Genomic DNA, 25,913 nt, shown 5'->3' on the forward strand with positions numbered 1-25,913 from the left:
TCCGATGTCGCAAGAGCAGATGACACAACCGGGGGGCGGCGCGCGCGCCGCCCTGATGATCGACCGGCTGCTGACCGCCATGTCCACGCTGGCCATCCTGCTGACCCTTGGCGGGCTGTTCCTGTCGATGATGGCCGAAGTCGTCATCCGCTATGCGACCCGGTCCAGCCTGGGCTGGCCGAATGAAATGCCGGCCCTGCTGTTTCCCTGGCTGACCATGGCAGGCGCGGTGCTGGCGGCACAATATGGTCGCCACATCGCCGTGCAACTGTTGGCGCAAAGCCTGCCTGCGGGCGCCGCGCGGCTGCTGATGGCAGCGGGTGCGGTGCTGGCCGCCTGCACCTTTGGCTTTCTGACCTGGCACGGGATGAAGGTAATGAAGATCACCGGCGGCGAGGTCTATCCGGTCACCGGCCTGACCGCCAACATCCCCTATGCGGCGTTGATCGCGGGCTTTGTCGGGCTGGCCCTGACCGCGCTGACCACCCTGCCGCTGATCTTTCGCGCCGAAGATCCCGTTTTTGCACGCAACATCGCCGAGGAACACTGATGGCCATCCTGATGACGCTGACCTTCTTTGTGCTGATGTTCGCATCGGTGCCCGTGGCCTATGCGCTGATCATCGGGGGCAGCGTGGCGGTGCTGTCAACCGGCATGGCACAGGCCCCCCTGGTGATCGTGAAACTGTTCACACCCACCCAAAGCTATCCGCTGCTGGCCATCCCGTTTTTTATCCTCGCGGGCAGCCTGATGATGTCAGGCTCGCTTGGCAAAAGGCTGGTCGGCTTTGCCGCCGCGCTGGTCGGGCGCTATCCGGGTGGGCTGGGTCAGGTGTCGGTGGTCGGCTCGACTGTCTTCGGCGGCGTCTCGGGCTCGGCCGTGGCAGAGGCCTCGGCGCTTGGCTCTATGCTGATCCCCTGGCAAAAACGCGAGGGCTATCCGCCGGCCTTCGCTGCCGCCATCACGGCCTCGTCCTCGGTCATTGCCGGGCTGATCCCACCATCCATTCCACTGATCATCTATGCCACTGTGTCGAACACCTCGATCGCGGCTCTCTTTATCGCGGGCATTCTTCCGGGGCTGCTGCTGGCGGTGGGGCTGATGGCGGTCTGCTATCTGTCCGCCAAACGACGCGGATTTCCGGTGATCAGCCGCGAACAGGCGGGGCAGATCAGGGACAATCTGTGGGGCGCACTGCCTGCATTGGCGATGCCGGTCTTTATCCTCGTGCTGCTGCGCGCGGGCATCGCCACCCCGACCGAGGTCAGCGTCGTCGCCGTGGCCTATGCGCTGGTCATCAGCACGCTGCTTTATCGTGACATGAGCTTCGCGCGCCTGATCGCCGCGCTAAAGGAAACCGGCGTCGCAACCGGCGTGGTGATGATGGTCATCATGGGGTCCAACCTTGTGGGCTATGTGCTGACGGTCGAGCGTATCCCCGACACGGTCGCGCAATGGGCCATTGACACTTTGGGCTCGCCTGCACTGATACTTCTTGTGATGAACCTGCTATTGCTGGTGATCGGAATGTTTCTGGACCTTCCTGCCGCGATCCTTTTGCTGGGCCCGACTCTGGTGGGCCTTGGTCAGGCCATCGGTATTGATCCAGTGCAGCTTGGCATCATCGTCGCGGTCAACCTGTCGATCGGATTGTTCACACCGCCCATAGGAACGACGCTGTTCATATCATCCTCGATCGCGCGCCAGCCCATCGGCGCCGTGGTCAGGGAACTGTGGCCATTCTATCTGGTCGCCATTACCGTGCTGATGCTGTTCACCTTCATACCCCAACTGACGATCTACTGAGGAGCAAGGCGATGACGGAAAAGGCAAGGATCGGCTTCGTGGGGCTGGGCTCGATGGGTCTGCCGATGGCCTGCAATCTGGCCGCCGCCGGCTACGCGGTCAGCGGCCATGACATCCGGGCCGAGCCGATGGCCACGCTGCGCGCAGATGGCGGAACCGAGGCAAAGACCGCATTGGATGCGGCGCAGGGTGCCGATCTGCTGATCCTGATGGTGGTCAATGCCGCGCAGGCGCGTCAGGTGCTGCTTGATCAGGGCGCCGCCGCCGCGATGGCCGAGGGCGGCGTGATCGCGTTGATGTCCACCTGCGCCCCCGGCGAGGTCGAGGCCCTTGCAAGCGCCGTCGCCGAAACGGGCCGCATGCTGGTGGATGCGCCGGTCTCGGGCGGCGTGGTGGGTGCCGAGGCGGGGTCGCTGTCGATCATGGTGTCCGGCGCACCGGACGCGGTTGAGAGTATGCGTCCCGTTTTCGATATACTGGGCGCAAACATCTATATCGTCGGTGAAAACCCGGGTCAGGGCGCTGTGGCCAAGGCGGTGAACCAGTTGATGTGCGGCGTTCATATCGCCACCGCCGCCGAGGCGCTGTCGCTGGCCGAGCAATTGGGGCTGGATCGGCAGGTGATGCTGGAGATCGTGTCGGGCTCGGCTGCATCCAGCTGGATGCTCAGGGATCGTGGCCCGCGCATGATCGAGCAGCCGGGCGCGGTGACAAGTGCCGTCGATATCTTTGTCAAGGATCTGGGCATCGTCGCCCAGACAGGGCGCGACGCAAGGGTGCCCCTGCCACTGGCGGCAGCGGCGTTGCAGATGTTTCTGGCCGCATCCGTGGCCGGCGATGGTCCGCTGGATGACAGCCAGGTCATCCGCGCCTATCGCCGCCTGACGGGACGCCCCGAAACCGGCTAGGCGCAGGATGGCGCTCAGGACGCAGCGAAGGGGCGGCCCAGATAACCCGACAGGAAGGCCGCCAGCGAAGTCGTCAGATCGGGTGACAGATAACCGCCCTCTTGCACCAGCACCGTGGGCAGACCCGCCTGCGCGATCATCCGCCCGGCCCGGTGAAAGCCATCAAAGCTGATCTTCATCCCCAACAGCGGGTCGTTTTCATGCGCGTCCAGCCCCAGTGACAGAACCAGCGCGTCGGGTGCGAAGTCCTCGATCCGCGCCAACCCGTCCGCGATGGCCGCGCACCAGTCGTCATCCGTGGTCGCACGCGACAGCGGCAGGTTGAGGTTGAAACTCTCGCCCCTGCCGCGCCCGATCTCATCCGCATAGCCCGTAAAAAAGGGATAGTAATCCTCGGTCGCGGCATGAACCGAGACGATCAGCACGTCGTCGCGCTCGTAAAAGATATCCTGCGTGCCATTGCCGTGATGAACGTCGATATCCAGCACAGCAACGTTGCCGTACCGCTGGCGCAGCGCCTCGACCGCGATGGCCGAATTGTTCAGCAGGCAATGCCCCGCCGCCACCTCTGCCGCCGTGTGATGACCCGGTGGGCGGCATAGCGCATAGGCAGCATCCTCGCCCCCCAGAACGGCCAGCGCCGCAGAGTGGGCGGTTGCCGCCGCAGCCAGCGCCGCCTGCCAGCTGTGCTGCCCGATGGGGGCCGACGTATCGCTGCAATGCCAGCCCGCGCGCGCGACGATATGGCCGGGATAGGTCTTTTCAGCGTTCATGGGATGGGTGTTGGGCACCACCTCGGGGCCGGCACCGGGCAGTTTTTGCCAATCCTCCCACGCGGTTTCGACGAAATCCAGAAACCGCTCGCTGTGAACGCGCAGCAGGGCCTCGCGCGGGATCGTGCCCGGTTCTTCGGTGGTCAGACCCAGTTGCGCCAGCCCCTGCAACAGCAGATGCGCGCGTTCGGCCTGTTCGGCATTGCGGACCACAGTCCCGGCGGTCAGCCGAAAGATCGGATCATGCAGTTCGGTCGCGGCAGCGTAAAAGCACTTCATGGCTGTCTGTCTTCCCTGTTGGAAACGGCAAAGATGGGCGCCGCAACTGCTGCGGCGAACGCATCCCTGATCCCGCCCCGCTTTACCCTGATGCAGATTAAATGCCCAACTGAGGATTGTCGAAGCCTGATCTGGCCGGCCGCCGCCCAACCCTTGCCTCAACGGACCGGGCAAGGGTCGAGCTGACTACAGATAGCGGGCGCGTATGTCGTTGATGCACCGCTGTCGCGAAGATCGCGCAACCTCGTGTGGGGCGAAATCCGATGCGACGAGGTCCAGCATTGCCACGGCCTCGGCCAGCAGGGCTTGGTCCTGCTCGGTCAATGTCTCTGCCGGCGGCGCGGTCAGAGCCTCGATAAACATGACGCCTGCCTGTTTCAGAAAGATCGTCTCGGGCTGGCCATCACGGGTGCAGACACCATAGACGCCATCCAGAAAATTCCCCCATGTCGCGTCGGCATGCGCGCGGTCAAAGGCATCGGGCACATTCGGCGCCGCCCGAATGAGCCGCTGTCCAAGCCGCCCGTTCAGAAAGGCACTGCGCGCCGCATCATACCGGGCGGTGAATACTGCGCGCGCAGCCGTTTCATCGGCGATCCCCAGCCGTTCGATCTGCTCCAGCCAGCGCAGATGGCCCTTGAGATGGAACCGGCAGGGCCGCTGTTCGTCATGCGTCGCGACAAAGGAACGTACGCTCAGGGTGACATCCAGCCGGTAAGAGGCATCGGGACAAAGCCGCCCGGCGATATGCGAGCGCAACCCCGCAGAAGACAGGCCGGCCTGCTGCGCAAAATCCGGCTGATCCAGGAAATGAGTATAGAGATAAGTCATCAACATGGCCCTGCTTAGCAGCAGCGGATTGATCGATGCTTCGTCGCGGATCGAATTGTTTGCAGCAGCCCCTAGCGCCGCTCGCTGTTGTCGCCCTGCGTGATCAGACGGGCTGAATTCTGCCCGGTCACAAAGCTCCACAGCCAACTGAGCGCGACGGCCAGGCGAGAGCGGGTTCCGATCAGGAAATAGATATGGGCAATGCCCCAGGCCCACCAGGCGGGCCAGCCCCTGAGCCGCCATTTCTTGTACTCGATCACCGCCGAATTGCGTCCGATCGTGGCCAGATTGCCCATCGAGCGATAGCGGAACGGATCGGGGGCTTCGGCCCCTGTCAACCGCGCCCGGATCACCCGCGCAGCATATTGCCCCTGCTGCTTGGCCGCGGGTGCGATGCCGGGCACCATCTGGCCGTCGCTTTCGACATGGGCGGTATCGCCCAGCACGAAGATATCGGGGTGGCCGTCAACCGTCAGCGCAGGCGTCACCATCACGCGCCCGGCGCGGTCGGCCTCGGCGTCCAGCCATTCGGCAGCGGGCGAAGCCTGCACGCCGGCGGCCCAGATGACGGTTCTGGCCGGAATGAAATCATCGCCAACGGTGATTCCCTGCGCCGTGATCTGGGTGACAGGCGTGCCGGTCAGGATCTGGACCCCGCCCTTCTTTTCCAGCGCGTCGGCCGCATATTGCGACAGCTCCGGATCAAAGGCTGCCAGAATACGCGGGCCGGCCTCGACCAGCAGGATGCGGGCGCGATGCGTGTCGATCTGGCGGAATTCCCTGGGCAGGATCCGATGGGCCAGTTCGGCGATGATGCCGACAAGTTCGACGCCGGTCGGCCCGGCACCGATCACCGCAAATGTCAGCTCTGCCGCGCGTTCATCGGGATCGGTCGTGGTTTCCGCGCGTTCAAAGGCCAGCAGGATACGGCGGCGAATGGTCGTCGCGTCCTCCAGCGTCTTCAGTCCGGGCGCGTGTTCGGCCCATTCGTCATGGCCGAAATAGGCGTGACGCGCACCGGTGGCGATGACCAGCGTATCATAGGAAATCGCACTGCCGTCCTCTAGCCGGACCTCGCGCGCGGTGGCATCGACTCCGATGACCGTCCCCAGCAGCGTGGTCACATCATCGCGGTCGCGAAACAGGCGTCGGATCGGCCAGGCGATTTCAGAGGTCGCCAGCAGCGTGGTCGCGACCTGATAGAGCAGGGGCTGGAACAGATGGTGGTTGCGCTGATCGATCAGGGTGATGCGAACGCCCGCCCCTTTCAGATCCTTGATGAATTGCAGCCCGGCAAAGCCTGCCCCGACCACGACGATGTGCCGCCCGTTTTCATCCATTGCCCCGACCTCAACCAGATACACAGTCGCGGTTTCAGTTTGTGGCAAAGCGGCGCGAAGTAAAAGGGCAAGGCCGTCGCCTGGAGGATCCCCAAAAAGCAAATCGGCCCCGCATCGCTGCGGGGCCGGTTCATTCAGATCACGCAGGCCCGATCAATGTGCGTGCTGGTGATCCCAGTCCTCGCGCTTCGGCAGTTGCTCGAACGTGTGCTCGGGCGGGGGCGAAGGCAGGGTCCATTCCAGCGTGTCGGCGTATTCGTTCCAATAGTTATTCTCGGTCACGCGTTTACCGTAGAACAGCGTGTAGAAAACGATGCCGATGAAGAACAGGAAGGACGCAAAGGACAGATAGGCGCCAAGCGAACTGATGTTGTTCCAGTACGCAAACTCGACCGGATAGTCGATGTAACGGCGCGGCATGCCCTGACGGCCAAGGAAGTGCTGCGGGAAGAAGATGATGTTCGAACCGATGAACATCATCCAGAAGTGAACCTTGCCCGCCCATTCAGGATACTGGCGACCGCTCATCTTGCCGATCCAGAAATAGACCCCGGCAAAGATCGCAAAGACCGCACCAAGCGACATCACATAGTGGAAGTGCGCCACGACGTAATAGGTGTCGTGATAGACCCGGTCCAGCGGGGCCTGCGACAGAACCACCCCGGTCACACCGCCAACGGTGAACAGGAACAGGAAGCCAAAGGCCCAGAGCATCGGGGTTTTGAACTCGACCGAGCCGCCCCACATCGTTGCGATCCACGAAAAGACCTTGATGCCGGTCGGCACGGCGATCGTCATGGTGGCCAGCATGAAATAGCTTTGCTGGGTCAGCGACATACCCACCGTGTACATGTGGTGTGCCCAGACGACGAAACCCAGCACCCCGATCGCAATCATGGCCAGAACCATCGGCAGATAGCCGAAGATCGGCTTTTTCGAGAAGGTGGCGATCACATGGCTGATGATCCCGAAGCCCGGCACGATGATGATATACACCTCGGGATGGCCGAAGAACCACAGGATATGCTGGTACAAGATCGGGTCGCCGCCGCCTGACGGATCAAAGAAGGCGGTGCCGAAATTGCGGTCCATCAGCAGCATGGTGATTGCGCCTGCCAGAACCGGCAGTGCCAGAAGGATCATCCAGGCGGTGATGAAAACCGACCAGGCGAACAGCGGCACCTTGAACAGGGTCATGCCCGGTGCACGCATGTTCAGGAAGGTGGTGATGATGTTGATCGCGCCAAGGATCGACGAGGCACCCGAGACGTGGACGGCAAAGATTGCCAGATCCATCGAGTAACCGCCCTCGGTCGTCGACAGCGGCGGATACAGCACCCAGCCCACGCCAGAGCCGGCCTGCTGGTTACCACCAGGCGCAAACAGCGATGCGAGGCCAAGGCAGACACCGACGACATACATCCAGTAGCTGAGGTTGTTCAGCCGCGGAAAGCTCATATCCGGGGCGCCAAGCTGCAAGGGCATGAAATAGTTGCCGAAACCGCCGAACAGCGCGGGGATCACGACGAAGAACATCATCAGCACACCGTGATAGGTGATCATGACGTTCCACAGATGGCCGTTGGGCGTGCATTCGGCCGACGCATCCGCGATCAAGCGCGCGCCCTCCATGCACATGTACTGAACACCGGGATGCTGCAGCTCCATCCGCATATAGACGGTAAAGCTGACCGAAATCAGACCCACCAGACCAGCGGTGAACAGATACAGGATGCCGATGTCCTTGTGGTTGGTGGACATGAACCAGCGGGTAAAGAACCCGCGCTGGTCGTGATGGTCGTCGTGGCCGTGAACAGCTGCGTCTGCCATGCGCGATCTCCCTCGTAAGTCGTGCGACCGTCCCTTTGGGCGGTGATATTGGCCGCCTTTGTAGACGAGCCCTTCAAACCCGGCAATGCGTCGTTTGCCCTAAAAGAGAACGCCCCCGCCAAAAATAACACATTCGGCGAGGGCGATATCAATTTTGGCAGCGACGCATTGTCGCACCAGACCGGTTAGTTCGACGCCGCCGGGGCATCTGCGTCTGCTGCATCCGCCGAATCGCCCGCGGGTGCATCGGGCGAGACCGAGACCAGATAGGCGACCAGATCTTCTTGGGCCTTGCGCATCTTGAAGGTCATCTTGGTCTTGCCATCGCCGCCATTGGCGTCGATCCAGGCCTGCGGGTCGGTCACGTACTCCGTCAGGTGAGCCTCGTCCCAGACCATGTCCGGGTTTGCCGCGGCAACCGAAGCAATGCCGTCACCGTAGGAAAACCCCTCCAGCGATGCGACATTCCGGCCAACGACATTCCACAGGTTCGGGCCAACGCCGCCACCTTTGACGATATCGGTGCCATCAGCGTCCTGGATCATGTGGCAGGCCTTGCATTTGCGAAATTCCTTTTCGCCATTGGCGACATCCTGCGCGATGGTGGGGGTCACGACCGAAAAAATGGCCGCGACACTGAAAACTGCAAGTTTCATTGCTCTTCCTCACTTCAGCATCAAAGCTCGTATCCGCCTTGTTATACGGCGATCGAAACCGCCCTGCAAACTGGCCTAAGGTCGCAAACACCAAGAGGTGATGAAAAATCTGCCGCCAAAGCGCCGACGAACAGGACATTAGTCCTGAAACAATAATGTAGCCCGGCGCAACAAAGCTGGGTTTGCAAGGGCCCATACCTAAGGCTTAGGTTCTCGTTATCGAACGGCAGTCCGCGAGCCGACGACCTCTGCAAAGGAGCTTGAAATGCATGATAAAGCACCTCCTGTCATGCCTTTCCAAGTGTCCTGGCGTTGTCACCCTGGGGGGGGATATCAGACGACCGCTGAAAACCTGGGTTCGCTCGATTGCGCAAACCGCCGTTTGATCACGGCCCTGACCCAAAACAGGGCCGTGACACATGGGGAATATTTAGAGGCACGTCTTTCGCGTTTCGAACCATTCCCTTAGGGCGGCCGCAGTCTGGGAAGCGACACCCAGTCTTGCGGCCTTTACTTAGCGAGGGTGTCGCGCCTGACACCCTCGTGCTTTTTCATTTTTTGCATTTAATGGTAGAGTCTGACATTCAAACTTTTGATTTCATCTCAAAAGAACGATTGGGCCCAATCCCCATGTCCGTTCTGCTCGTATTTGGTTCGAACCTAAGAAAACTGACGGCACTGCGCGGCTCGCAAACAGCCGTGGCAAACGACTTGGACATCAGCCGGGTCCAGTTCCAGCGATATCTGCGGTCGGAATCCTTCCCAAAACCCAATATGCTGAAGCGGATCTGTGACTATTTCGGCGTGGATGCTCGGATCCTGACCGATCCGCTTAGCGAAGAACAGCTGCAATTGGCAAAAGCCGGCCAGTATGAGGCCAAGATTCCCGCAGCCGGCACCACCGTCATGCAGCAAGCCATTTCATACTGCGCAATCGACCAGAATTATTTCGAGCCAAGCCAGGAACTCCGCGACGGGATCTATTCGGCGTGGCGGGGGTCCTATTCACGTCCGGGCTGCGCCGTGCGCCAGATGGTGCAGATCAAGACCCTTGGCCTGGCACGCGTGGTCAACGGCTTTGATCCGCGCGAACTGTACCCTGAACACATGAAGGTCACGGGCCGAATGCGGGAATTTCGCGGTGTCGTCCTGCGCCCCGAGGTGGGTTTTGTGATCCTGTACTTCCATGCGGACCCGTCGCGTTATGTTTCGATGGAACATCTGGAACATGTTATGGTCGGTCACACGCCCGCACTTGCAGGCACCATATTTCTTGGCCGTGGCGCGCATGCGAAACAACGGCGGATGGCACGCACCTTTATGTCACGACTGCCCGATGATTGGTCTGTGGTGATGCAGGTCGCGCGCAGGCCGATGTTTGTGGACATGGCCGATGTGCCGGCCTCGGTCCTGCCCTTCATCGAGCCGTCGCCCGAAACATTCTAGCCGCCGCAGGCCTAAGCCACTGCACAGGCCTAAGCCGCGCCAAACACCTGATCAAAACTGCGGCTCAGGGCCAGGTCCAGATCGCCCATCCCGACCGGCAGACCCAGATCGACAAGGCTGGTCACGCCGTGACCGCTGATGCCGCAGGGCACGATGCCCCCGTAATGTGACAGATCCGGTTCGACATTGATGGAAATGCCGTGAAAGCTGACCCAACGGCGCAGCTTGACCCCGATGGCTGCAATCTTGTCCTCGCGCGGGGAGCCATCGAACAGGGGCGGCTTTTCAGGTCGCGCGACCCATACGCCCACCCTGCCCTCGCGCACCTCGCCCCTGACGCCAAATTCGGCCAGCGAGGCGATCACCCAAGCTTCCATCTTCTGCACAAAGACCCGCACATCGCGTCCGCGCCGGTTCAGGTCCAGCATGACATAGACAACCCGCTGTCCCGGCCCGTGATAGGTATATTGCCCGCCCCGACCGACCTGATGCACCGGAAACCGCGCCTGCAACAGATCGGCGGGTTTGGCGCTGGTGCCGGCAGTATACAGCGGCGGGTGTTCGACCAGCCAGATCAGCTCATCCGCCTCGCCCGCGTGAATGGCGGCGACGCGCGCCTCCATCGTGGCAAGGGCATCGTCATAATCGGTCAGGCCGGGCGCTGTGATCCATTCGGGCATGGCAATCATGTGGCACCACCTGCGTTCAGGCGCAAGTTCAGTCACCCAGCAGATAGCGCGGTCCCGGCCCATCGGCGGCGGAGCGGTCATCGGGGTTATACAGCGGGCAGGTATCCAGCGACAGGCAGCCGCAGCGGATGCAGCCATCCAGCCGCTCGCGCATGCGTTGCAGATCGGCAATGCGGGCGTCGATCTTGACGCGGAAATCGTCGGAAATCCGTTCCCAATCACGGCGGTTCGGCGCGCGATGCGGCGGCAGGTCGGCCAGATGGCTCGCGATCTCGGCCAGCGCAAACCCCATATTCTGCGCCGCGATCACGAAAGACAGCCTGCGAATATCCGACCGCGCATAACGCCGATGCCCACCCGCATTGCGCACGGGCGCCAGAATGCCATGCGATTCGTAAAACCGGATCGCGGACACCGCCAGACCGGTCCGCTGTGACAGATCGCCGATGGTCAGACCCTGAGCAGGAAGTGTGGCCATTTTTTCCCTTGATCTAAAGCTAACTTGAGAAATTACACATGGATTCGCGGCACAAGTCCAGCCGCCAATTTTTACGAGGATCTCAAGATGACCCGACTGGAACATGTGAACGTGACCGTTGCCGACCCCGACGCCACCGCGAAACTGCTCTGCGATCTCTTCGGCTGGCATGTCCGCTGGTCCGGCGAGGCAATGCAGAACGGGCGCACCGTGCATGTCGGCAGCGATGACAGTTATGTCGCGCTGTTTTCCCATGGCGACGATCAGGCAGGGCCGATTGACAGCTACCGCACCCGCGCCGGGCTGAACCACATCGCCGTGGTGGTCGACGATCTGGCCGCGACCGAGGCGCGGGTCGTCAGGGCGGGCTACGTGCCGGGCAAACATGCCGACTACGAACCGGGCCACAGGTTTTACTTTACCGAGGAAAACGGCGTCGAGATCGAGGTGGTCAACTATGACTGATCTTGGATTTTCGCGCCGGCGGTGGGCAGGCCCACGGTTCCGCATCAACGCCCTTGCCGCGCGGCTGGCCAAGCCGCCGCGCGGCAAACTCGCGCCGTTGCCGACCAACCTGCATCTGCGCCGCGACATCGGTTTGCCGGCAGAAAGGTATGAGCCCACCGATCGCAGTCAGCTCAGATTTCCGGGCTTCTGATCCGCCCGTCGGTTGAACTTTCGACGCGGCACCCACATTTCGCATTGCCAAGCGCAGACAAAAAACAGGACCGATCATGACCACCGAATACACCCCGCCCAAGGTCTGGACATGGGACAGCAAGAATGGCGGCGAGTTCGCCAGCATCAACCGCCCCATCGCCGGCCCCACGCATGACAAGGACCTGCCGGTCGGCAAGCACCCGCTGCAGCTTTATTCGCTGGCCACACCCAACGGCCAGAAGGTCACGATCCTGCTGGAGGAGCTGCTGGCCCTTGGCAAGGACGCCGAATATGACGCCTGGCTGATCAAGATCGGCGATGGTGATCAGTTCGGCAGCGGCTTTGTCGATGTGAACCCGAACTCGAAAATTCCAGCGCTGATGGATCATTCCGTCAATCCGCCGCAGCGTGTCTTCGAATCCGGCTCGATCCTGCTGTATCTGGCCGAGAAATTCGGGGCTTTCCTGCCCACCGATCCCGGCGCGCGGACCGAGGCGCTGAACTGGCTGTTCTGGCAGATGGGCGCTGGCCCCTATCTGGGCGGCGGTTTCGGGCATTTCTATCACTACGCGCCCGAAAAGATCGAATACGCCATCGACCGCTTCACGATGGAGGTCAAACGCCAGCTTGACGTGCTGGACCGTCACCTTGCCGATCGCCGCTTTATGGCGGGCGAGGAGTATTCGATTGCCGATATGGCGATCTGGCCGTGGTATGGGCGGCTGCTGACCGGCGACGCCTATGGCGATGCGGCCAGTTTCCTTGATGCGCAGATCTATAAGAACGTGCTGCGCTGGCAGGCCGAAATCGCCGCCCGCCCCGCCGTTCAACGCGGCATCATGGTCAACAAGACCTCGGGCGAGCCATCCGAACAACTGCACGAACGCCACGACGCGTCCGATTTCGAGACCCGGACGCAGGACAAGCTGGAACCGCAGGCATAGGCGGCAGCCCGCTGATCCCCAATCGCATCAGAGGGCAAGCGCCTGTCCGTGGGGTGGCGCCCCGAACCTGTGGTCTGCGCGCTCTATCGCGCCATCCACATGTTTTCGTCGCACTAAGCACCAGCATCACCAAAGCGCCTGCCCGCCCGGACGGGCAGGCGCTTGCCCGGCGGGCCTGCGGCCGTTGCTCCGGGCGGGAGGTTTGGTCAATCCTCGATTGTGATTGAAGAGGCGTTGAAAAGACGTGGCCCTTCGACCGCAGAGGATGACATACGTCCACCAAGTCCACGCTTGATTCCAGCTACAAACTCTTCGAGCGTAGCGACCCTGAGATAGTCACCCTTAAAGCGGGTTGGTGAAACGACATACATTCCATCGCTATGCTTGTGAGGCTTTACAATCTCACCAGCCTTCGCTCAACGCGAAACCGTCGCGTATACCTTCATTGCATTTTCCCCCCATGTTTATTCAAGCGACAGTCGTCAGCAAGAAGAGGCCCGGAACTGCATCCGGGCCTCTTCACATCCAATAGCGCTGAAATCAGTTCCGCGCTTTGTCCACCATCTTGCCCTTGGAGATCCAGGGCATCATCTCGCGCAGCTTGGCACCGACCTGCTCGATCTGGTGTTCGTCGTTGATGCGGCGGGTGGCCTTGAACGACGGCTGGCCGACGGCGTTTTCCTGCATGAAGTCACGCACGAATTTGCCGGTCTGGATGTCGGTCAGAACGGCTTTCATCCGGGCCTTGGTTTCGTCATAGGGCAGGATGCGCGGGCCGCTGACATATTCGCCGAATTCAGCCGTGTTGCTGATCGAATAGTTCATGTTGGCGATACCGCCTTCATAGATCAGGTCAACGATCAGCTTCACTTCGTGCAAACACTCGAAATAGGCCATTTCGGGCTCGTAGCCAGCCTCGACCAGCGTCTCGAAACCCATGCGGATCAGTTCGACCAAGCCGCCACACAGCACGGCCTGCTCGCCGAACAGGTCGGTTTCGCATTCCTCGCGGAAGTTGGTTTCGATGATGCCCGAACGGCCGCCACCGATGGCGCTGCAATAGGACAGGCCCAGTTCCATCGCCTTGCCGGATGCGTCCTGATGAACGGCCACAAGACAGGGCACGCCGCCGCCTTTGACATATTCGCCGCGCACGGTGTGACCGGGGCCCTTGGGGGCCATCATGATCACGTCAACGCCGGGCTTGGGCTCGATCAGGCCGAAATGCACGTTCAGGCCGTGGGCGAATGCAATCGCCGCACCTTCGCGCAGGTTGTCATGGACGTATTTCTTGTAGGTTTCCGCCTGCAGTTCATCGGGCATGGTGAACATGATCAGGTCGGCCCATTTGGCGGCCTCTTCGATACCCATTACCTGCAGGCCCTCGCCCTCGGCCTTGGCTTTCGAGGGGCTGCCCTCGCGCAGCGCGACGACGACATTCTTGGCGCCCGAATCGCGCAGGTTCAGCGCGTGGGCATGACCCTGGCTGCCATAGCCCAGAATGACGACTTTCTTGTCCTTGATCAGGTTCACATCGCAATCGCGATCATAATAGACACGCATATCGTGTTCCTTTGTTATCCGATGACGTGCTTTCTAAGCCGTTAACCTGCCGCTGTCCTGTTCATTCATCACGATTTCTGGCAGTATATCGAAAAGATCATGCTCGTTTAATTATCATGTCGAAAAAATCATGCCTGATATCACAGATCGCCGCATTCTGCGCCACCTGCTAGCCGATCCCGACGCGCCAGCAGCCGAACTGGCGGAACGCGCGGGCATCACCACTGCCAGCTTGTGGCGACGTCTGGAAAAGCTGCGCGCCCAGGGGGTGTTGAAGGCGATTGAACAGCGCATCGACTGGCGCGCCCTGGGCTGGGAGGTCGAGGTCAGCCTGCGCTTTACCCTCGACAAGACCGAGCCGCGCGCATTTGACGAATTCCTCGACGCCGCCCGCGCGGTTCCCGAGGTCACCGAAATCCAGACCTTTCTGGGCAGCGTCGATCTGCGCCTGTCGGTCATTGCCCGCGACATGGCGCATTGGCAGCGGATCTATCGCGACAGCATCCTGTCGCTGCCCCATGTCGCCGACAGCGATGCGTTGATGCTGGTCTCGACCATCAAGAACAGCACTGAGCTGGCATTGTGACCACGTTTGACGACACCGATCAGGCGATCCTGCGCATTCTGTCGCGCGATGCGACGCAAAGTGCGGCCTCTATTGGCCGCGCCCTTGGTCTGACCCAGCCCGCGACATGGCGACGAATCAAGCGGCTGACCGATTCCGGTGTGCTGGCCGGGCGGCGCGTGGTGCTGGACCATGCTGCGCTTGGCTTTGGCGTGACGGTATTTCTGGGCATCCGCCTTGCCACCAAGGGCCGCACCAGCCTTGAGGATTTCGAACGCGCCGTGACCGCCATCCCCGAGGTGCAACTGGTTCAGCATGTGTTGGGCCAATTCGATTACCGCCTGCGCGTTACCGCCCGCGACATCAGCGATTTCGAGCGCATCCTGCGTCGCCGTATCATGACCCTGCCCGGCGTCGGTCAGGTCGAGGCGAACGTCATGCTGTCCGAGGAACGCCGCCCCGGCCCCTTGGGATAAGTCCGAGCCTTGCTGAATCGCAATTAGACCCGATCAACCGGGGCAAGGTGACGCGACGGCTGATACTGACCGCTACGGCAGTGCCACGCGCCACGTTGCAGCGCATAGCGGATCGCACCGAGCCCCCCCCGATCGACGATCATCCCGGATGGCCGGCCCAAAGCGCGACAAGCTGACTATTGCGCGGCGGCCTTTGGCGCGGCAAACAGCGTTCATGCCCTATGACTGGCGCGATATCGGGGAAGGCGAGGCCAGGCTGGTGCTGTGGCCTTTTCGCTCATTGCCGCGCAAGGGATTTGTCTGGTTTATCGCGGTGACGGTGACGCTGCTGGCCATGCCGCTGCTCGCGGTGCTGGGCTCTGTGATCCTGTGGGGGCTGTTGCCGTTCATGGCGCTGACGGTCTGGGGGATGTGGTATGCGCTGCAACGCAGCTATCGCAGTGGCGAGACGCGCGAAGTGCTGATGCTGAGCCCCACCCGCCTGTCCCTGATCCGCAGCGATCCGGGGCGCAGCGAACGCCACTGGGAAACCAACCCCTACTGGGTACGGCCCATCCTGCGCGCAGGCCCGGTCGAGGATTACCTGACCCTGACGGATGGCGCGCGCGAGATCGAACTGGGCGCCTTTCTGACACCCGAGGAACGCCGCACCCTGCATGACCAGCTTCTGCGTCGGCTTGCCGATCTGCGCTAGCGGCCGCCCGCCAGCCCCGCCCTCTACACAGAAAAACGGCGCCCGATACAGTCGGACGCCGCAATCATCGCTGAGCGGTCAGTGAACGCCGCCGTCAGGCCAGCAGCTTTTCCTTGACCATCGGACCGACCGTGCCGAAATCCATCTGACCGGCGTGACGGGTCCGCAATTCGGCCATCACCCGGCCCATATCGCGCACCGATTCGGCACCCAGATCATTGATCGCCTTTTCGACAGCGCCGGCGGTTTCATCCGCCGACATCTGTTTGGGCAGGAATTCCTGGATCACGCCGATCTCGTTCTGTTCCTTTTCGGCCAACTCCATCCGGCAGCCTTCTTCATAGGCCCGCGCCGATTCCTGGCGCTGCTTGACCATCTTGGACAGAATCGCGATCAGATCGGCATCGGCCAGTACCGCCTCGTCGCCCGCACCGCTGCGGGCCGCGATCTCGCGGTCCTTGATGGCTGCGCTGATCAGGCGCAGTGTCGACAGGCGCTCGCTGTTGCGGGCCTTCATCGCCTCTTTCGTGGCGGATTGCAGTTGCACACGCAAATCCATGATATCACCTTTGATGACGTACCGCCCAGATGGCGGGAAGCCCGGCATTTAGTGCCTTGGGCGACGCAATTCAAGCGACGCCCGCTTGACCCCGGGCCCCACGGCCCCTATTCACACGACGATTTCACGTCAGAGGTGCCACATGGCCAACAAACCCACAGCCTGCCTGGCGCTCGCCGATGGCACCGTGTTTTATGGCCAAGGCTTTGGCGCAACCGGCGAAGTGGTGGCCGAACTGGTCTTCAACACCGCCATGACCGGCTATCAAGAGATCATGACCGATCCCTCCTATGCCAGCCAGATCGTCACCTTCACCTTCCCCCATATCGGCAATACCGGCATCACCCCCGAGGATGACGAGGCGCCCGAGCCCGTGGCCAGTGGCATCGTCGTCAAATGGGACCCGACCGAGCCGTCGAACTGGCGCGCAGCAGGCGATCTGGTCGACTGGATGGAACGGCGCGGCCGCATCGGCATCGGCGGCGTCGATACCCGCCGCCTGACGCGCGCGATCCGCATGCAAGGGGCACCCCATGTCGTGCTGGCTCATGACCCCGAGGGCAATTTCGACATCGCCGCACTGGTGGCCAAGGCGCGCGACTGGAAAGGCCTTGTCGGTCTGGACCTCGCGCGCGAGGTCAGCTGCGCCCAGAGCTATCGGTGGGATCAGGGCCTGTGGTCCTGGGGCAAGGGCTTTGCCGAGGGCGCGACACAGGAAAAACCCTTCCGCGTTGTCGCACTGGATTACGGCGCCAAGCGCAATATCCTGCGGTCGCTGGCCTCGATTGGGGCCGAGGTCACGGTTCTACCCGCCACCGCGACAGCCGAAGACGTGCTGGCCCATGATCCCGAGGGTGTGTTTCTGTCCAACGGCCCCGGTGATCCCGAGGCGACCGGCGACTATGCGGTGCCGATGATCCAGTCGCTGCTGGGCCGCGACCTGCCGATCTTTGGCATCTGTCTGGGCCATCAGATGCTGGCGCTGGCACTGGGAGCCAAGACCATCAAGATGAACCACGGCCATCACGGTGCGAACCATCCGGTCAAGGATAAAGAGACCGGCAAGGTCGAAATCACCTCGATGAACCACGGTTTCGCCGTTGACAGCCAAACCCTGCCCACCGGCGTCAAGGAAACCCATATCAGCCTGTTTGACGGCAGCAATTGCGGCCTGCGGGTCGAGGATAAGCCCGTCTTTTCAGTGCAATACCACCCCGAGGCGGCGCCGGGTCCGCAGGACAGTTATTACCTCTTTGAACGCTTTGCCGATGCAATGGGGCAAAGGCGGCCAGGATAAATGCCTGCCTTAACAGGTTCTTAAGACCTGACATGCGAGCAATGGGCGAGTTTCAGGATTTCGCCCATGCAGCAGATTGCTTCTCAACTCGCGAAAATGCCGGTCGACGGGACAACACCCGTTGACCTGCCGGACAATGTCCTGCCGCTACCGGGCCTGGGGCAACCGCCCGCAGGCCGGGGTGACCAGGCAACGCCCAACGCCCCGCCCGCCCGCAACTTGCGGCCGCTTGGGCAAATCCTGCTGGAAGACGGCGCGATCAGCCCTGACCTGTTGCTCAAGGCCAGCATTCTGCGCAAGCGACAGGATGTGCGGCTCGGGGAAATCCTGCTGGCTCATGGCTGGCTGACCGAAGAGGCGCTGACCCGTGCGCTGTCACGTCAATGGCGCACGAATACGGTCGATCTGGCACAAACACCCCCCGATCCGCGCCTGATCGACATGCTGGGCAGCGAATTTTGCCTGACCAATGCCGTGGTGCCGTGGCGTCGGACGGGCGGGCTGACCTGGGTTGCCACTGCGCGGCCCGAGGCATTCGCCGATCTGACCGATCAAATGCCCGCGGCTTTCGGTCATGTCCGGATGCTGCTTTGTTCAGAGGTTCAGGCGCAAGAGGCCATTCTGGCGACCCGCCGCACCGCCCTGATCCGCACCGCCGAAACCCGCGTGCCGGCCCATGAAAGCTGCCGCGACAGGGTCGAGGGGCGTTCGACCCGGCTGGCCCTTGCCGCGCTGACGATCCTTTTTGCAGGGATCAGCCTTGCGCCGTTTCTGACGTTCTCGGTGTTGGCCGGCTGGACGATCCTGACCCTGCTGACGGCTGCAATATTAAAGCTGCTGGCCTTTGACGCGGCCAGGAAAGAAGACGCGGAACAGGCTGTGCATCGGGCCAAACTTGCCTCTGGCCAGGTCACACCCGATGAGATGACCGGGCCCTTTCCGATGATCTCGGTAATGGTGCCGCTTTTTGCCGAAAGCGATATCGCCGGCAAGCTCGTCGCACGGCTGACGCGGCTGACCTATCCCCGCGAGTTGACTGATATCGTTCTGGTCGTCGAGGAAAACGACCAGATCACCCGCAACGCGCTGGCCGATACGGGTCTGCCGCGCTGGATCCGCGTCGTGACCGTGCCGGATGGACCGATCCAGACCAAGCCAAGGGCGTTGAACTTTGCGCTCAGTTTCTGCCGTGCGCAGATCGTCGGTGTCTGGGATGCCGAGGATCGGCCGGAACCCGATCAGTTGCACAAGATCGCCCGCCGCTTTCATTTCGCACCTGACAACGTCGCCTGCCTGCAGGGACGGCTGGATTTCTACAATCCGCGCACCAACTGGCTGGCGCGCTGCTTTACCGTCGAATACGCAACCTGGTTTCGCGCCATTCTGCCCGGCGTGGCGCGCATGGGGCTGGTTGTGCCACTGGGCGGGACGACACTGTTCTTTCGCCGCGCGGCTTTGGAAAAAGTGGGGGCCTGGGACGCGTGGAACGTGACCGAGGACGCCGATCTGGGTGTCCGGCTTGCCCGCCGCGGCTACCGGACCGAGATCGTCGACACCACCACAGACGAAGAGGCGAATTGCCGCGCCCTGCCCTGGATCAAGCAGCGTTCGCGCTGGCTCAAGGGCTATGCGATGACCTGGGCGGTGCATATGCGCGATCCGCGCGCCTTGTTGCGCGATCTGGGTCCCAAGCGGTTCATCGGGTTTCAGGTGCAGTTTCTGGGCACGCTGTCGCAATATTTGCTGGCGCCGATTCTGATCAGCTTTTGGGCGATCACCGCCGGCTTGCCCCATCCGCTTGGCCCGACACTGGCGCATCTGTGGGGTGGTCATGCCTTCACCGCCCTCTTCATGCTGTTTGTCGGGGCCGAGGTTCTGAACATCGTCATCGGTGTCTGGGCAGTGCGCATCGACAAGCTGCGGCATCTGCGGCTGTGGGTGCCAACGCTGCACTTCTACCACCCGCTTGGCTGTCTTGCCGCGTGGAAGGCAATCTATGAGGTGATTGCCAAACCCTTCTACTGGGACAAGACGGCGCATGGCGTGTTCGACGACAGCCATATCGAACCCGTCAGCCAGCCCGGCGCGATCACTGCGGCACAAGTGCCGGATCCGGTATCACGGCTCAGGCCAACCGGTATGCTGCCCGATACGGTCGGCATCCCTTTTCTCGGGCAGCTTGATGACAGCCGCGCTTTGGCAGTGGAACGACAAGCGGCCGATCCGGCCGCTGGCCATCGCGACGATGTGACACAAAACCCGGACCCGACCGATATGGGTGAACCGCAGCGCGCCTGCATCCCACCGAGGCGCAAGATCGTCGGCATGAGATCACCCGGAAGCTAGAAGTAAAGCCTGTCCCCGACGTTCGGACAGACCGAGGTCGCAAGGGTGAAATGTTGGTCGCGACGAGAAAGGTCCTTTAGCTCACATCGGCAGCATCGCCCTCGGGCCGCAGATCCAACGCGCAACGAAACGCCCGGCGCGCCCTGCACGAAAGGCGCTGCCCGCGGACAGCGCCTTTGGCTGATTTTGAACTCTGTCATGCAACAGGTGTGAGCGGCACAACCGCCGCTCACCATTTCTGGAGCCAAAAAATCATGCGTCCAGTTTGTCGATCCGACGGCCGTCCAGCTTGGCAATTTCGATCTGGCGGGGCTTCAGCGCCTCGGGGATCTCGCGCAGCAGGTCGATATGCAGCATGCCATCGACATGGCTGGCACCGTCGACACGAACATGATCGGCCAGGGTGAATTTGCGCTCGAACGCGCGGGTGGCGATACCGCGATGCAGAAAGGTCCGGTCTTCGCCCTCATCGGCCTTGCGCGCGGCGATCACGACGGCGCCGTCGCGGACCTCGACCGACAGGTCGTCAGCCGCGAAACCAGCCACGGCGATGGAGATGCGATAGGCATTCTCGCCGGTTTTCTCGATGTTATAGGGGGGGTATCCGGTCTGGGCCAGGTCGCTGGCCAGGGCGCGGTCCATGGCATCGGCCATACGATCAAAGCCAACAGAGGCCCGGTAAAGCGGGGCCAGGTCAAGATTACGCATTGTGACATCCTTTCAAAGCGATGCGTGTCTGCCCCCCGAAAACCGGGCGGGCAATCAGCTGGCGCGTTTGACGCCATCCAGCATGACAGAAAGCTGGGGAGGTCAGGCGATTTTTTCAAGACCTGCGTGGTGCAGCGCCGCAGGCTTCGGCCCGCCGGTCGCCCAGTCCAGCAATTGCACCGTGTGGACGATGGGCAGTTCGGTCCCGCCCTCGATCTGGACCATGCAACCGATATTTCCGGCGGCGATGATATCGGGCGCGATAGCCTCGAGCGTGGTCACCTTGCGCTCGCGCAACTTGGCCGAAATCTCGGGCTGCAACAGATTGTAGGTCCCCGCCGAGCCACAACACAGATGCGGATCGGCAGGTTCGACCACCGTAAAACCGACCTCGGCCAGCAGTGTCTTGGGCGCGGTCTTGACCTTTTGGCCGTGCTGCAAGGAACAGGCCGAATGATAGGCCACGCGCCCGGTGGCCTGGCCCGGGGGCAGCCCGTGGCGTTCCAGAAACTCGGTGATGTCCAGTGCCAGCGCCGAGACGCGGCTGGCCTCGGCCTCGATCGGGTCGCCCTCGAACAGGTGCCCGTAATCCTTGATCGTGGTGCCACAGCCCGAGGTGTTGATGACGATGGCATCCAGCGCGCCTCGTGCCTCGCAGGCCAGCAGCCGCCCGATGCTGTCGCGGGCGCTGGCTCGCGCGGCATCGGTACGCCCCATATGCAAGGTCAGCGCACCGCAGCAGCCGAACGCATCGGGGATCACCACCTCGCAACCGGCGCGTGTCAGCAGACGAATGGTCGCATCGTTGATTTCGGTATCCAGTGCACGCTGCGCGCAGCCGATCATCAACGCCACACGGGCACGCGTCGGACCCTCGGCCGGGAAGGTCTGCCCATCGTCGTTGCGGCTGACCGGCGGTATCGATTTCGGCGCCATCGCGATCATCGCGCGAAGGCGCGCATCAGGGATCAGACGCGAAAAGGGCCGCGCCAGCTTGGCCCCGAACAGCGCCAGACGAAAGCGGCGGTGATGGGGCACAACAGCCCCCAACATCCAGCGCAGCGCGCGGTCGCGCCATGGGCGGCGATAGGTCTGTTCGACATGTTCGCGGCCATGTTCGATCAGTTGCGCGTAATTCACCCCCGAGGGGCAAGTCGTCACGCAAGCAAGACAGCCAAGGCAGCGGTCCAGATGCAGCGCGGTTTTGGCATCGGCGGGCCGACCGGATTCCAGCATCTCTTTCATCAGATAGATGCGGCCGCGCGGGCTGTCCAATTCATCGCCCAGCACCTGATAGCTGGGACAGGTCGCGGTGCAAAACCCGCAATGCACACAAGCGCGCAGTTGCCTGTTGGAGCGTGCGATCTGCGGGTCTTGCAGCTGTTCGTCGGTAAAATTCGTCTGCATTCAACCTGCCCCCTGCAAGATCGCGCGCGGGTCGAAACGGCCCTGCAATTCCGCATTCAGCCGTGCCGTGACCGGGTCGGGCGCGGGCAGGATCACCTGAGTGTCGCCGCTGATCCGGGTGGCATGGCCGGAGAATTTCGGCAAGGCAGGCTGGGTACCCGCTGGCACCAGCGCGTGGATCAGCGCCCCGCCCCAATCAACCGCGACCACATGTGGCAGGCTGGCAATCAGCGCTGGCGCCTCGCCCGGTCGGCAGATGATGCGCCAGAGGTCGCCGTCGGAATGGATATTTGGATGAAGAAGAAGCCAGGCTTGCGGATCACCCTCCGTCAATTCACCGAACTCGGCCAGCCGTGCGGACAGGGCCTTGCGCCGGATGCTGACGCTGCGCTCCAGCCCCTCCAAACGCAGGATCGCGCCGTGACCCGGCAGCCATGCCGCGCCTGAGATTTCATAAGGGCCGGTCAGGGCGGAGGTGAGTGCCGCGATGGCGGCGGTCGCATCGAGGCCAGGCAATGAGAGTGTCTGGCTGACCGGTGCGATGGGCGTGGTTCGAAAGCTGAGTTCGGTCAGGACGCCAAGCGTACCGCGGCTGCCGGCCATCAGTTTGGACAGATCATAGCCGGTGACATTTTTCATCACCCGGCCGCCATTCTTGACGATCTGGCCGTCGCCGGTGACGAAACGCACCCCGATCAGCGCATCGCGGCAGGCGCCGACCTGCACCCGGCGCGGACCCGAGGCGTTGGCCGCGACCACACCGCCGATGGTCGAACCGGGGCGCGCATCGGGTTCAAAGCCCAGCATCTGCCCTTCGGCTTTCAGCGCGGCCTGAACATCGGCCAGTGGCGTGCCGGCCCGGACGACCAATATCAGCGCCTCGGGTTCATAAAGCGTGATGCCCCGCAATGCCGTTGTCCGCAGCCGGTCTGCCTGTCCTTCGCCGGGGCGCAGCCGGGTTCCGCCGCCGATGATCGACAGCGGCGCACGGGCCTTGCGGATGATGTCGGCTAGGGCGAGCTCTGTCTCAGGCTGCATTCGGTCGCCCCTCGCGGCGGCTGGCAGAGGCATCCAGCGGAAACACCTTGGCCGCGTTCAAGAGCCAGCGCGGGTCGAACACGTCCTTGACCTGCATCTGCGCCTCAAGATCGACCGGCGCGAACTGCACCCCCATCAGGTCACGCTTTTCGATACCTACCCCGTGTTCACCTGTCAGGCAGCCGCCGACCTCTACACACAGCCGCAGGATATCGGCGCCCAGGGCCTCGCAGCGTTCCAGATCGCCGGGCTTGTTGGCGTTATAGAGGATCAGCGGGTGCATATTGCCGTCGCCCGCGTGAAAGACATTGGCCACGCCCAGACCGGCCTCGGCGGACATATCAGCGATGCGCGCCAGCACCTTGGGCAGCGCGGAAACCGGGATGGTGCCGTCGAGGCACATGTAATCGTTGATCTGCCCCATCGCGCCAAAGGCCGATTTACGACCCAGCCAGATGCGCGCGGATTCCGCCTCACTGCGCGATTCGCGAAATTCTATGGGCGCGTGACGCATGGCGATGGCGCGGATCAGAGCAAGCTGTTCGTCGATTTCAGGGGCGGTGCCTTCGACCTCGATAATCAGCAGTGCCTCGCAATCGGGATATCCGGCCTTGGCGAATTCTTCGGTCGCGCGGATGCAGGGGCGGTCCATGAATTCGATGGCCACCGGCAGGATGCCTGCGCGGATGATGTCGGCCACGCAGGCACCCGCGACCTCGCTGCTGTCAAAGGCGACCAGCAAGGGCCGCGCGCCCGACGGCTTGGGCAGGATACGCAGAGTCGCCTCGGTGACGATGCCCAGTTGCCCCTCGGAGCCGCAGACGACACCCAACAGATCCAGCCCCGCCGCCTCGCCCATCGGGCCGCCCAGCTCGACGATACTGCCGTCCATCAGCACCATGGTGACGCCCAGCAGGTTGTTCGTGGTGACGCCATATTTCAGACAATGCGCGCCGCCGGAATTCATGCCGATATTGCCGCCAATGGCACAGGCAAGCTGGCTGGAAGGATCGGGCGCGTAGAAAAAGCCCAACCCGTCCACCGCACCTGAAACCGACAGGTTGGTGCGCCCGGTCTGCACCCGGATCAGGCGGTCATCGGTGCTGATTTCCAGCACCTCGGTCATCCGCGCCAGCCCGATCACGACCGCATCTGCAGTCGGCATGGAGCCCCCGGCAAGGCTGGTCCCCGCACCCCGCGGCACGACGGGAACCCCTTCGGCATGGCAGATGCGCAGGATCGCCGCGACCTCTGCCGTGCTGGCCGGCAGCACCACGGCCAGAGGTGGGCACCGATAGGCCGCCAATGCGTCGCATTCATAGGCCCGCGTCTCTGCCGGATCGTCGATCACGGCATCGGGAACGGCGGCCCGCAGCGCCGCTGAAATGGCATCGCGGCGGGCGATGACGCGCTGATCAGGTTCTGGCATCTGCATCGGAAAACCCTCCCGGTTCCGGCCTTGCCGCGATCAGTTGCGGCTCATGATTGCTGCAATTTCATCCTTCAGATGCGCGCGCTTGTGGCGCAGTTCTTTTTCCGCATCGTCCGTGATTGGCGGATTGTAGGTGACAGCGCTATGAACCTTGTCATTCACTTGATCATAGTCATCCAGCAGTCGCGCGAAATGCGCGTCCGACAGTTTGAGCTCATGGATTTTCACTGCGTCGTCCGGAAACTCTTCGTGAATCGCATGCGGCGTCGCCATGGCCTTGCCCTTTCGTGGCTGGGGTCGTTAGCATGACGATAAGACAGCGATCAGGGGCTTTCAATGGCGCGGGCCGCGACATAAGGACATGCAATGATGCCCGACCTGCCTTTCCCTCTCATCCTTGGCGTCACAGATGTCGTGGCACTGGCTTTGCTGTTTGGCGGGTGGCTGCTGATTGGCTGGTTTACCGAGCATCCGCCGCAGGGCAAGCCCTCTGTCTCGGTGCTGATGAAAAGATACCGCCGCGAATGGATGCGCCATTTCGTGACCCGCGAACCCCGGATTTTCGACGGCAATATCCTGAACAGCCTGCGCGAAGGCACCGCCTTTTTCGCCTCGGCCTGCATGATCGCCATCGGCGGCACGCTGGCACTGATTGGCAATACCGACCAGTTGCGCGGACTGGCGCGCGAGTTCGAGTTGGGTCAGGGCACCGCGTTGCTGTGGGAGATCAAACTGCTGGTCCCGATGTTCTTTGTCGTGAACGCATTTCTGAAATTTGTCTGGGCGCATCGGTTGTTCGGCTATTGCGCGATCATGATGGGATCGGTGCCGAATAATGCCGACGACCCCGAGGCGCTGCCGCGCGCCGATCAGGCAGCCGAGTTGAACATCACCGCCGCCCGCAGCTTCAATTCCGGGCTGCGCAGCGTCTACTTCGCGATCAGTGCGCTGGCCTGGCTGGCCGGGCCCTGGGCACTGCTTGCGGGGGCGGCGCTGGTGCTGTTCATCACATGGCGGCGTGAATTTGCCAGTCGGTCGCGCGCCGTGATCATGCAGGCCCTGCCCGCGCCGCGCCTGTCGGTCGGGACCAAATTGCCCGGTCTGGAACCACCGCCTGCGTCGCGCTGAGGGCAGCACCGACCCAACGCCGGGTGGCAGGTCAAAGGCCCGTCTTTGCCCATGCCAAGC

The 25,913-nt window shown here is 62.3% G+C and carries 27 protein-coding genes; 13 read left to right on the top strand and 14 right to left on the bottom strand.

Translation table 11 applies throughout. The annotated features are described in order from the left end of the window. The first annotated feature begins 19 nt into the window (after nucleotides 1-19). Genes CUV01_RS01470 through CUV01_RS01480 form a run of 3 tightly spaced genes read left to right on the top strand, consistent with a single transcriptional unit; the run spans nucleotide 20 to nucleotide 2,714 of the window. Complete coding sequence (locus CUV01_RS01470; protein ID WP_157994750.1) at nucleotides 20-550, top strand: TRAP transporter small permease; 531 nt, start codon at nucleotides 20-22, stop codon at nucleotides 548-550. Next, on the top strand, nucleotides 550-1,806 hold the full coding sequence (locus CUV01_RS01475; RefSeq protein ID WP_101458921.1) for a TRAP transporter large permease: 1,257 nt from the start codon (nucleotides 550-552) through the stop codon (nucleotides 1,804-1,806). Before CUV01_RS01470 ends, CUV01_RS01475 begins: the two co-directional genes overlap by 1 nt. Nucleotides 1,807-1,817: 11 nt before the next feature. Next, nucleotides 1,818-2,714: an NAD(P)-dependent oxidoreductase gene (locus CUV01_RS01480; protein WP_101458922.1), complete on the top strand. Its 897-nt coding sequence runs from the start codon at nucleotides 1,818-1,820 to the stop codon at nucleotides 2,712-2,714. A 14-nt stretch (nucleotides 2,715-2,728) separates the two neighbouring features. Here CUV01_RS01480 and CUV01_RS01485 read toward each other — a convergent pair whose 3' ends face one another. The 5 genes from CUV01_RS01485 to CUV01_RS01505 all read right to left on the bottom strand — a co-directional run bounded on the left by CUV01_RS01485 (nucleotide 2,729) and on the right by CUV01_RS01505 (nucleotide 8,423). Then, the gene (locus CUV01_RS01485) at nucleotides 2,729-3,766 is read right to left on the bottom strand and encodes a histone deacetylase family protein (RefSeq protein WP_101458923.1); all 1,038 of its coding nucleotides are present in this window, start codon (nucleotides 3,764-3,766) and stop codon (nucleotides 2,729-2,731) included. A 186-nt stretch (nucleotides 3,767-3,952) separates the two neighbouring features. After that, complete coding sequence (locus tag CUV01_RS01490; RefSeq protein ID WP_157994751.1) at nucleotides 3,953-4,597, bottom strand: DUF6058 family natural product biosynthesis protein; 645 nt, start codon at nucleotides 4,595-4,597, stop codon at nucleotides 3,953-3,955. 71 nt (nucleotides 4,598-4,668) lie between these two features. After that, nucleotides 4,669-5,937: an NAD(P)/FAD-dependent oxidoreductase gene (locus CUV01_RS01495; RefSeq protein WP_101461782.1), complete on the bottom strand. Its 1,269-nt coding sequence runs from the start codon at nucleotides 5,935-5,937 to the stop codon at nucleotides 4,669-4,671. A gap of 153 nt (nucleotides 5,938-6,090) precedes the next feature. Continuing rightward, the gene (locus CUV01_RS01500; protein WP_101458925.1) at nucleotides 6,091-7,767 is read right to left on the bottom strand and encodes a cytochrome c oxidase subunit I; all 1,677 of its coding nucleotides are present in this window, start codon (nucleotides 7,765-7,767) and stop codon (nucleotides 6,091-6,093) included. 185 nt (nucleotides 7,768-7,952) lie between these two features. Then, nucleotides 7,953-8,423 (bottom strand): c-type cytochrome, encoded by a 471-nt coding sequence (locus CUV01_RS01505; RefSeq protein ID WP_101458926.1) that lies wholly within the window; start codon nucleotides 8,421-8,423, stop codon nucleotides 7,953-7,955. A gap of 543 nt (nucleotides 8,424-8,966) precedes the next feature. On the opposite strand from CUV01_RS01505, the gene CUV01_RS01510 reads away from it, so the two are divergent. Then, nucleotides 8,967-9,869, top strand: coding sequence for a helix-turn-helix domain-containing protein (locus CUV01_RS01510; protein ID WP_157994752.1), 903 nt, complete (start codon nucleotides 8,967-8,969; stop codon nucleotides 9,867-9,869). Nucleotides 9,870-9,898: 29 nt separating this feature from the next. Here the strand turns inward: CUV01_RS01510 and lipB are convergent, their stop codons facing one another. Continuing rightward, complete coding sequence (lipB, locus tag CUV01_RS01515; RefSeq protein ID WP_101461783.1) at nucleotides 9,899-10,549, bottom strand: lipoyl(octanoyl) transferase LipB; 651 nt, start codon at nucleotides 10,547-10,549, stop codon at nucleotides 9,899-9,901. 37 nt (nucleotides 10,550-10,586) lie between these two features. Further along, nucleotides 10,587-11,036 (bottom strand): redox-sensitive transcriptional activator SoxR, encoded by a 450-nt coding sequence (gene soxR, locus CUV01_RS01520; protein ID WP_101458928.1) that lies wholly within the window; start codon nucleotides 11,034-11,036, stop codon nucleotides 10,587-10,589. Nucleotides 11,037-11,123: 87 nt separating this feature from the next. Here soxR and CUV01_RS01525 point away from each other — a divergent pair, with 87 nt between their 5' ends. From CUV01_RS01525 to yghU, 3 genes are all read left to right on the top strand, one after another. Then, nucleotides 11,124-11,501, top strand: a complete 378-nt coding sequence (locus CUV01_RS01525) for a VOC family protein (RefSeq protein ID WP_101458929.1) — start codon at nucleotides 11,124-11,126, stop codon at nucleotides 11,499-11,501. Continuing rightward, nucleotides 11,494-11,694, top strand: coding sequence for a hypothetical protein (locus CUV01_RS01530; protein ID WP_101458930.1), 201 nt, complete (start codon nucleotides 11,494-11,496; stop codon nucleotides 11,692-11,694). Before CUV01_RS01525 ends, CUV01_RS01530 begins: the two co-directional genes overlap by 8 nt. Before the next feature lie 76 nt (nucleotides 11,695-11,770). After that, the gene (yghU, locus tag CUV01_RS01535; protein ID WP_101458931.1) at nucleotides 11,771-12,640 is read left to right on the top strand and encodes a glutathione-dependent disulfide-bond oxidoreductase; all 870 of its coding nucleotides are present in this window, start codon (nucleotides 11,771-11,773) and stop codon (nucleotides 12,638-12,640) included. A 540-nt stretch (nucleotides 12,641-13,180) separates the two neighbouring features. Here yghU and ilvC read toward each other — a convergent pair. After that, the gene (ilvC, locus tag CUV01_RS01540) at nucleotides 13,181-14,203 is read right to left on the bottom strand and encodes a ketol-acid reductoisomerase (RefSeq protein WP_101458932.1); all 1,023 of its coding nucleotides are present in this window, start codon (nucleotides 14,201-14,203) and stop codon (nucleotides 13,181-13,183) included. Nucleotides 14,204-14,333: 130 nt separating this feature from the next. Here ilvC and CUV01_RS01545 point away from each other — a divergent pair, with 130 nt between their 5' ends. The 3 genes from CUV01_RS01545 to CUV01_RS01555 all read left to right on the top strand — a co-directional run bounded on the left by CUV01_RS01545 (nucleotide 14,334) and on the right by CUV01_RS01555 (nucleotide 15,938). Continuing rightward, nucleotides 14,334-14,789 carry an Lrp/AsnC family transcriptional regulator gene (locus CUV01_RS01545; RefSeq protein ID WP_101458933.1) on the top strand — a complete coding sequence of 152 codons (456 nt, stop codon included), beginning with the start codon at nucleotides 14,334-14,336 and terminating at the stop codon, nucleotides 14,787-14,789. Further along, entirely contained in the window at nucleotides 14,786-15,244 is a 459-nt protein-coding gene (locus CUV01_RS01550; protein ID WP_101458934.1) for an Lrp/AsnC family transcriptional regulator, read from the top strand. The genes CUV01_RS01545 and CUV01_RS01550 overlap by 4 nt, the downstream gene beginning before the upstream one ends. A 148-nt stretch (nucleotides 15,245-15,392) precedes the next feature. Then, on the top strand, nucleotides 15,393-15,938 hold the full coding sequence (locus CUV01_RS01555; protein WP_338418332.1) for a DUF2244 domain-containing protein: 546 nt from the start codon (nucleotides 15,393-15,395) through the stop codon (nucleotides 15,936-15,938). A 94-nt stretch (nucleotides 15,939-16,032) separates the two neighbouring features. Here the strand turns inward: CUV01_RS01555 and CUV01_RS01560 are convergent, their stop codons facing one another. Next, nucleotides 16,033-16,497, bottom strand: coding sequence for a GatB/YqeY domain-containing protein (locus CUV01_RS01560; protein WP_101461785.1), 465 nt, complete (start codon nucleotides 16,495-16,497; stop codon nucleotides 16,033-16,035). A gap of 142 nt (nucleotides 16,498-16,639) precedes the next feature. Between CUV01_RS01560 and carA the strand changes: the two genes are divergently transcribed. Both carA and CUV01_RS01570 read left to right on the top strand, forming a co-directional pair. Further along, nucleotides 16,640-17,794 carry a glutamine-hydrolyzing carbamoyl-phosphate synthase small subunit gene (gene carA, locus CUV01_RS01565; RefSeq protein WP_101458935.1) on the top strand — a complete coding sequence of 385 codons (1,155 nt, stop codon included), beginning with the start codon at nucleotides 16,640-16,642 and terminating at the stop codon, nucleotides 17,792-17,794. Nucleotides 17,795-17,860: 66 nt separating this feature from the next. Continuing rightward, nucleotides 17,861-20,140 (top strand): glycosyltransferase, encoded by a 2,280-nt coding sequence (locus CUV01_RS01570; protein WP_232962412.1) that lies wholly within the window; start codon nucleotides 17,861-17,863, stop codon nucleotides 20,138-20,140. A 252-nt stretch (nucleotides 20,141-20,392) separates the two neighbouring features. Here the strand turns inward: CUV01_RS01570 and CUV01_RS01575 are convergent, their stop codons facing one another. From CUV01_RS01575 to CUV01_RS01595, 5 genes are all read right to left on the bottom strand, one after another. Continuing rightward, nucleotides 20,393-20,848 carry an Hsp20 family protein gene (locus CUV01_RS01575; protein WP_101458937.1) on the bottom strand — a complete coding sequence of 152 codons (456 nt, stop codon included), beginning with the start codon at nucleotides 20,846-20,848 and terminating at the stop codon, nucleotides 20,393-20,395. A 102-nt stretch (nucleotides 20,849-20,950) separates the two neighbouring features. Further along, nucleotides 20,951-22,255, bottom strand: coding sequence for a glycolate oxidase subunit GlcF (glcF, locus tag CUV01_RS01580; RefSeq protein ID WP_101458938.1), 1,305 nt, complete (start codon nucleotides 22,253-22,255; stop codon nucleotides 20,951-20,953). Beyond that, nucleotides 22,256-23,293, bottom strand: a complete 1,038-nt coding sequence (locus tag CUV01_RS01585; RefSeq protein WP_101458939.1) for an FAD-binding protein — start codon at nucleotides 23,291-23,293, stop codon at nucleotides 22,256-22,258. Then, nucleotides 23,283-24,728, bottom strand: coding sequence for an FAD-linked oxidase C-terminal domain-containing protein (locus CUV01_RS01590; RefSeq protein ID WP_101458940.1), 1,446 nt, complete (start codon nucleotides 24,726-24,728; stop codon nucleotides 23,283-23,285). Before CUV01_RS01590 ends, CUV01_RS01585 begins: the two co-directional genes overlap by 11 nt. Nucleotides 24,729-24,761: 33 nt before the next feature. Then, nucleotides 24,762-24,998, bottom strand: coding sequence for an HP1242/YdcH family protein (locus tag CUV01_RS01595; protein WP_101458941.1), 237 nt, complete (start codon nucleotides 24,996-24,998; stop codon nucleotides 24,762-24,764). 93 nt (nucleotides 24,999-25,091) lie between these two features. Between CUV01_RS01595 and CUV01_RS01600 the strand changes: the two genes are divergently transcribed. Beyond that, complete coding sequence (locus tag CUV01_RS01600) at nucleotides 25,092-25,853, top strand: DUF599 domain-containing protein (RefSeq protein WP_101458942.1); 762 nt, start codon at nucleotides 25,092-25,094, stop codon at nucleotides 25,851-25,853. The last annotated feature ends 60 nt before the right edge of the window (nucleotides 25,854-25,913 follow it).

Origin of the sequence: Paracoccus tegillarcae (genome assembly GCF_002847305.1) — a bacterium.
In the GTDB taxonomy this organism is placed as follows: domain Bacteria; phylum Pseudomonadota; class Alphaproteobacteria; order Rhodobacterales; family Rhodobacteraceae; genus Paracoccus; species Paracoccus tegillarcae.

What these genes read in the sequence shown, in the direction of transcription:
- CUV01_RS01585 (WP_101458939.1), bottom strand. Translation starts at nt 23,293, where the DNA reads ATGCAGCCTGAGACAGAGCTCGCCCTAGCCGACATCATCCGCAAGGCC.
- CUV01_RS01495 (WP_101461782.1), bottom strand. Translation starts at nt 5,937, where the DNA reads ATGGATGAAAACGGGCGGCACATCGTCGTGGTCGGGGCAGGCTTTGCC.
- CUV01_RS01490 (WP_157994751.1), bottom strand. Translation starts at nt 4,597, where the DNA reads ATGACTTATCTCTATACTCATTTCCTGGATCAGCCGGATTTTGCGCAG.
- CUV01_RS01480 (WP_101458922.1), top strand. Translation starts at nt 1,818, where the DNA reads ATGACGGAAAAGGCAAGGATCGGCTTCGTGGGGCTGGGCTCGATGGGT.
- CUV01_RS01590 (WP_101458940.1), bottom strand. Translation starts at nt 24,728, where the DNA reads ATGCAGATGCCAGAACCTGATCAGCGCGTCATCGCCCGCCGCGATGCC.
- CUV01_RS01600 (WP_101458942.1), top strand. Translation starts at nt 25,092, where the DNA reads ATGATGCCCGACCTGCCTTTCCCTCTCATCCTTGGCGTCACAGATGTC.
- CUV01_RS01525 (WP_101458929.1), top strand. Translation starts at nt 11,124, where the DNA reads ATGACCCGACTGGAACATGTGAACGTGACCGTTGCCGACCCCGACGCC.
- lipB (WP_101461783.1), bottom strand. Translation starts at nt 10,549, where the DNA reads ATGCCCGAATGGATCACAGCGCCCGGCCTGACCGATTATGACGATGCC.
- soxR (WP_101458928.1), bottom strand. Translation starts at nt 11,036, where the DNA reads ATGGCCACACTTCCTGCTCAGGGTCTGACCATCGGCGATCTGTCACAG.
- CUV01_RS01500 (WP_101458925.1), bottom strand. Translation starts at nt 7,767, where the DNA reads ATGGCAGACGCAGCTGTTCACGGCCACGACGACCATCACGACCAGCGC.
- carA (WP_101458935.1), top strand. Translation starts at nt 16,640, where the DNA reads ATGGCCAACAAACCCACAGCCTGCCTGGCGCTCGCCGATGGCACCGTG.
- CUV01_RS01470 (WP_157994750.1), top strand. Translation starts at nt 20, where the DNA reads ATGACACAACCGGGGGGCGGCGCGCGCGCCGCCCTGATGATCGACCGG.
- ilvC (WP_101458932.1), bottom strand. Translation starts at nt 14,203, where the DNA reads ATGCGTGTCTATTATGATCGCGATTGCGATGTGAACCTGATCAAGGAC.
- CUV01_RS01475 (WP_101458921.1), top strand. Translation starts at nt 550, where the DNA reads ATGGCCATCCTGATGACGCTGACCTTCTTTGTGCTGATGTTCGCATCG.
- CUV01_RS01575 (WP_101458937.1), bottom strand. Translation starts at nt 20,848, where the DNA reads ATGCGTAATCTTGACCTGGCCCCGCTTTACCGGGCCTCTGTTGGCTTT.
- yghU (WP_101458931.1), top strand. Translation starts at nt 11,771, where the DNA reads ATGACCACCGAATACACCCCGCCCAAGGTCTGGACATGGGACAGCAAG.
- CUV01_RS01555 (WP_338418332.1), top strand. Translation starts at nt 15,393, where the DNA reads ATGGCCGGCCCAAAGCGCGACAAGCTGACTATTGCGCGGCGGCCTTTG.
- glcF (WP_101458938.1), bottom strand. Translation starts at nt 22,255, where the DNA reads ATGCAGACGAATTTTACCGACGAACAGCTGCAAGACCCGCAGATCGCA.
- CUV01_RS01595 (WP_101458941.1), bottom strand. Translation starts at nt 24,998, where the DNA reads ATGGCGACGCCGCATGCGATTCACGAAGAGTTTCCGGACGACGCAGTG.
- CUV01_RS01560 (WP_101461785.1), bottom strand. Translation starts at nt 16,497, where the DNA reads ATGGATTTGCGTGTGCAACTGCAATCCGCCACGAAAGAGGCGATGAAG.
- CUV01_RS01545 (WP_101458933.1), top strand. Translation starts at nt 14,334, where the DNA reads ATGCCTGATATCACAGATCGCCGCATTCTGCGCCACCTGCTAGCCGAT.
- CUV01_RS01570 (WP_232962412.1), top strand. Translation starts at nt 17,861, where the DNA reads ATGCAGCAGATTGCTTCTCAACTCGCGAAAATGCCGGTCGACGGGACA.
- CUV01_RS01530 (WP_101458930.1), top strand. Translation starts at nt 11,494, where the DNA reads ATGACTGATCTTGGATTTTCGCGCCGGCGGTGGGCAGGCCCACGGTTC.
- CUV01_RS01505 (WP_101458926.1), bottom strand. Translation starts at nt 8,423, where the DNA reads ATGAAACTTGCAGTTTTCAGTGTCGCGGCCATTTTTTCGGTCGTGACC.
- CUV01_RS01485 (WP_101458923.1), bottom strand. Translation starts at nt 3,766, where the DNA reads ATGAAGTGCTTTTACGCTGCCGCGACCGAACTGCATGATCCGATCTTT.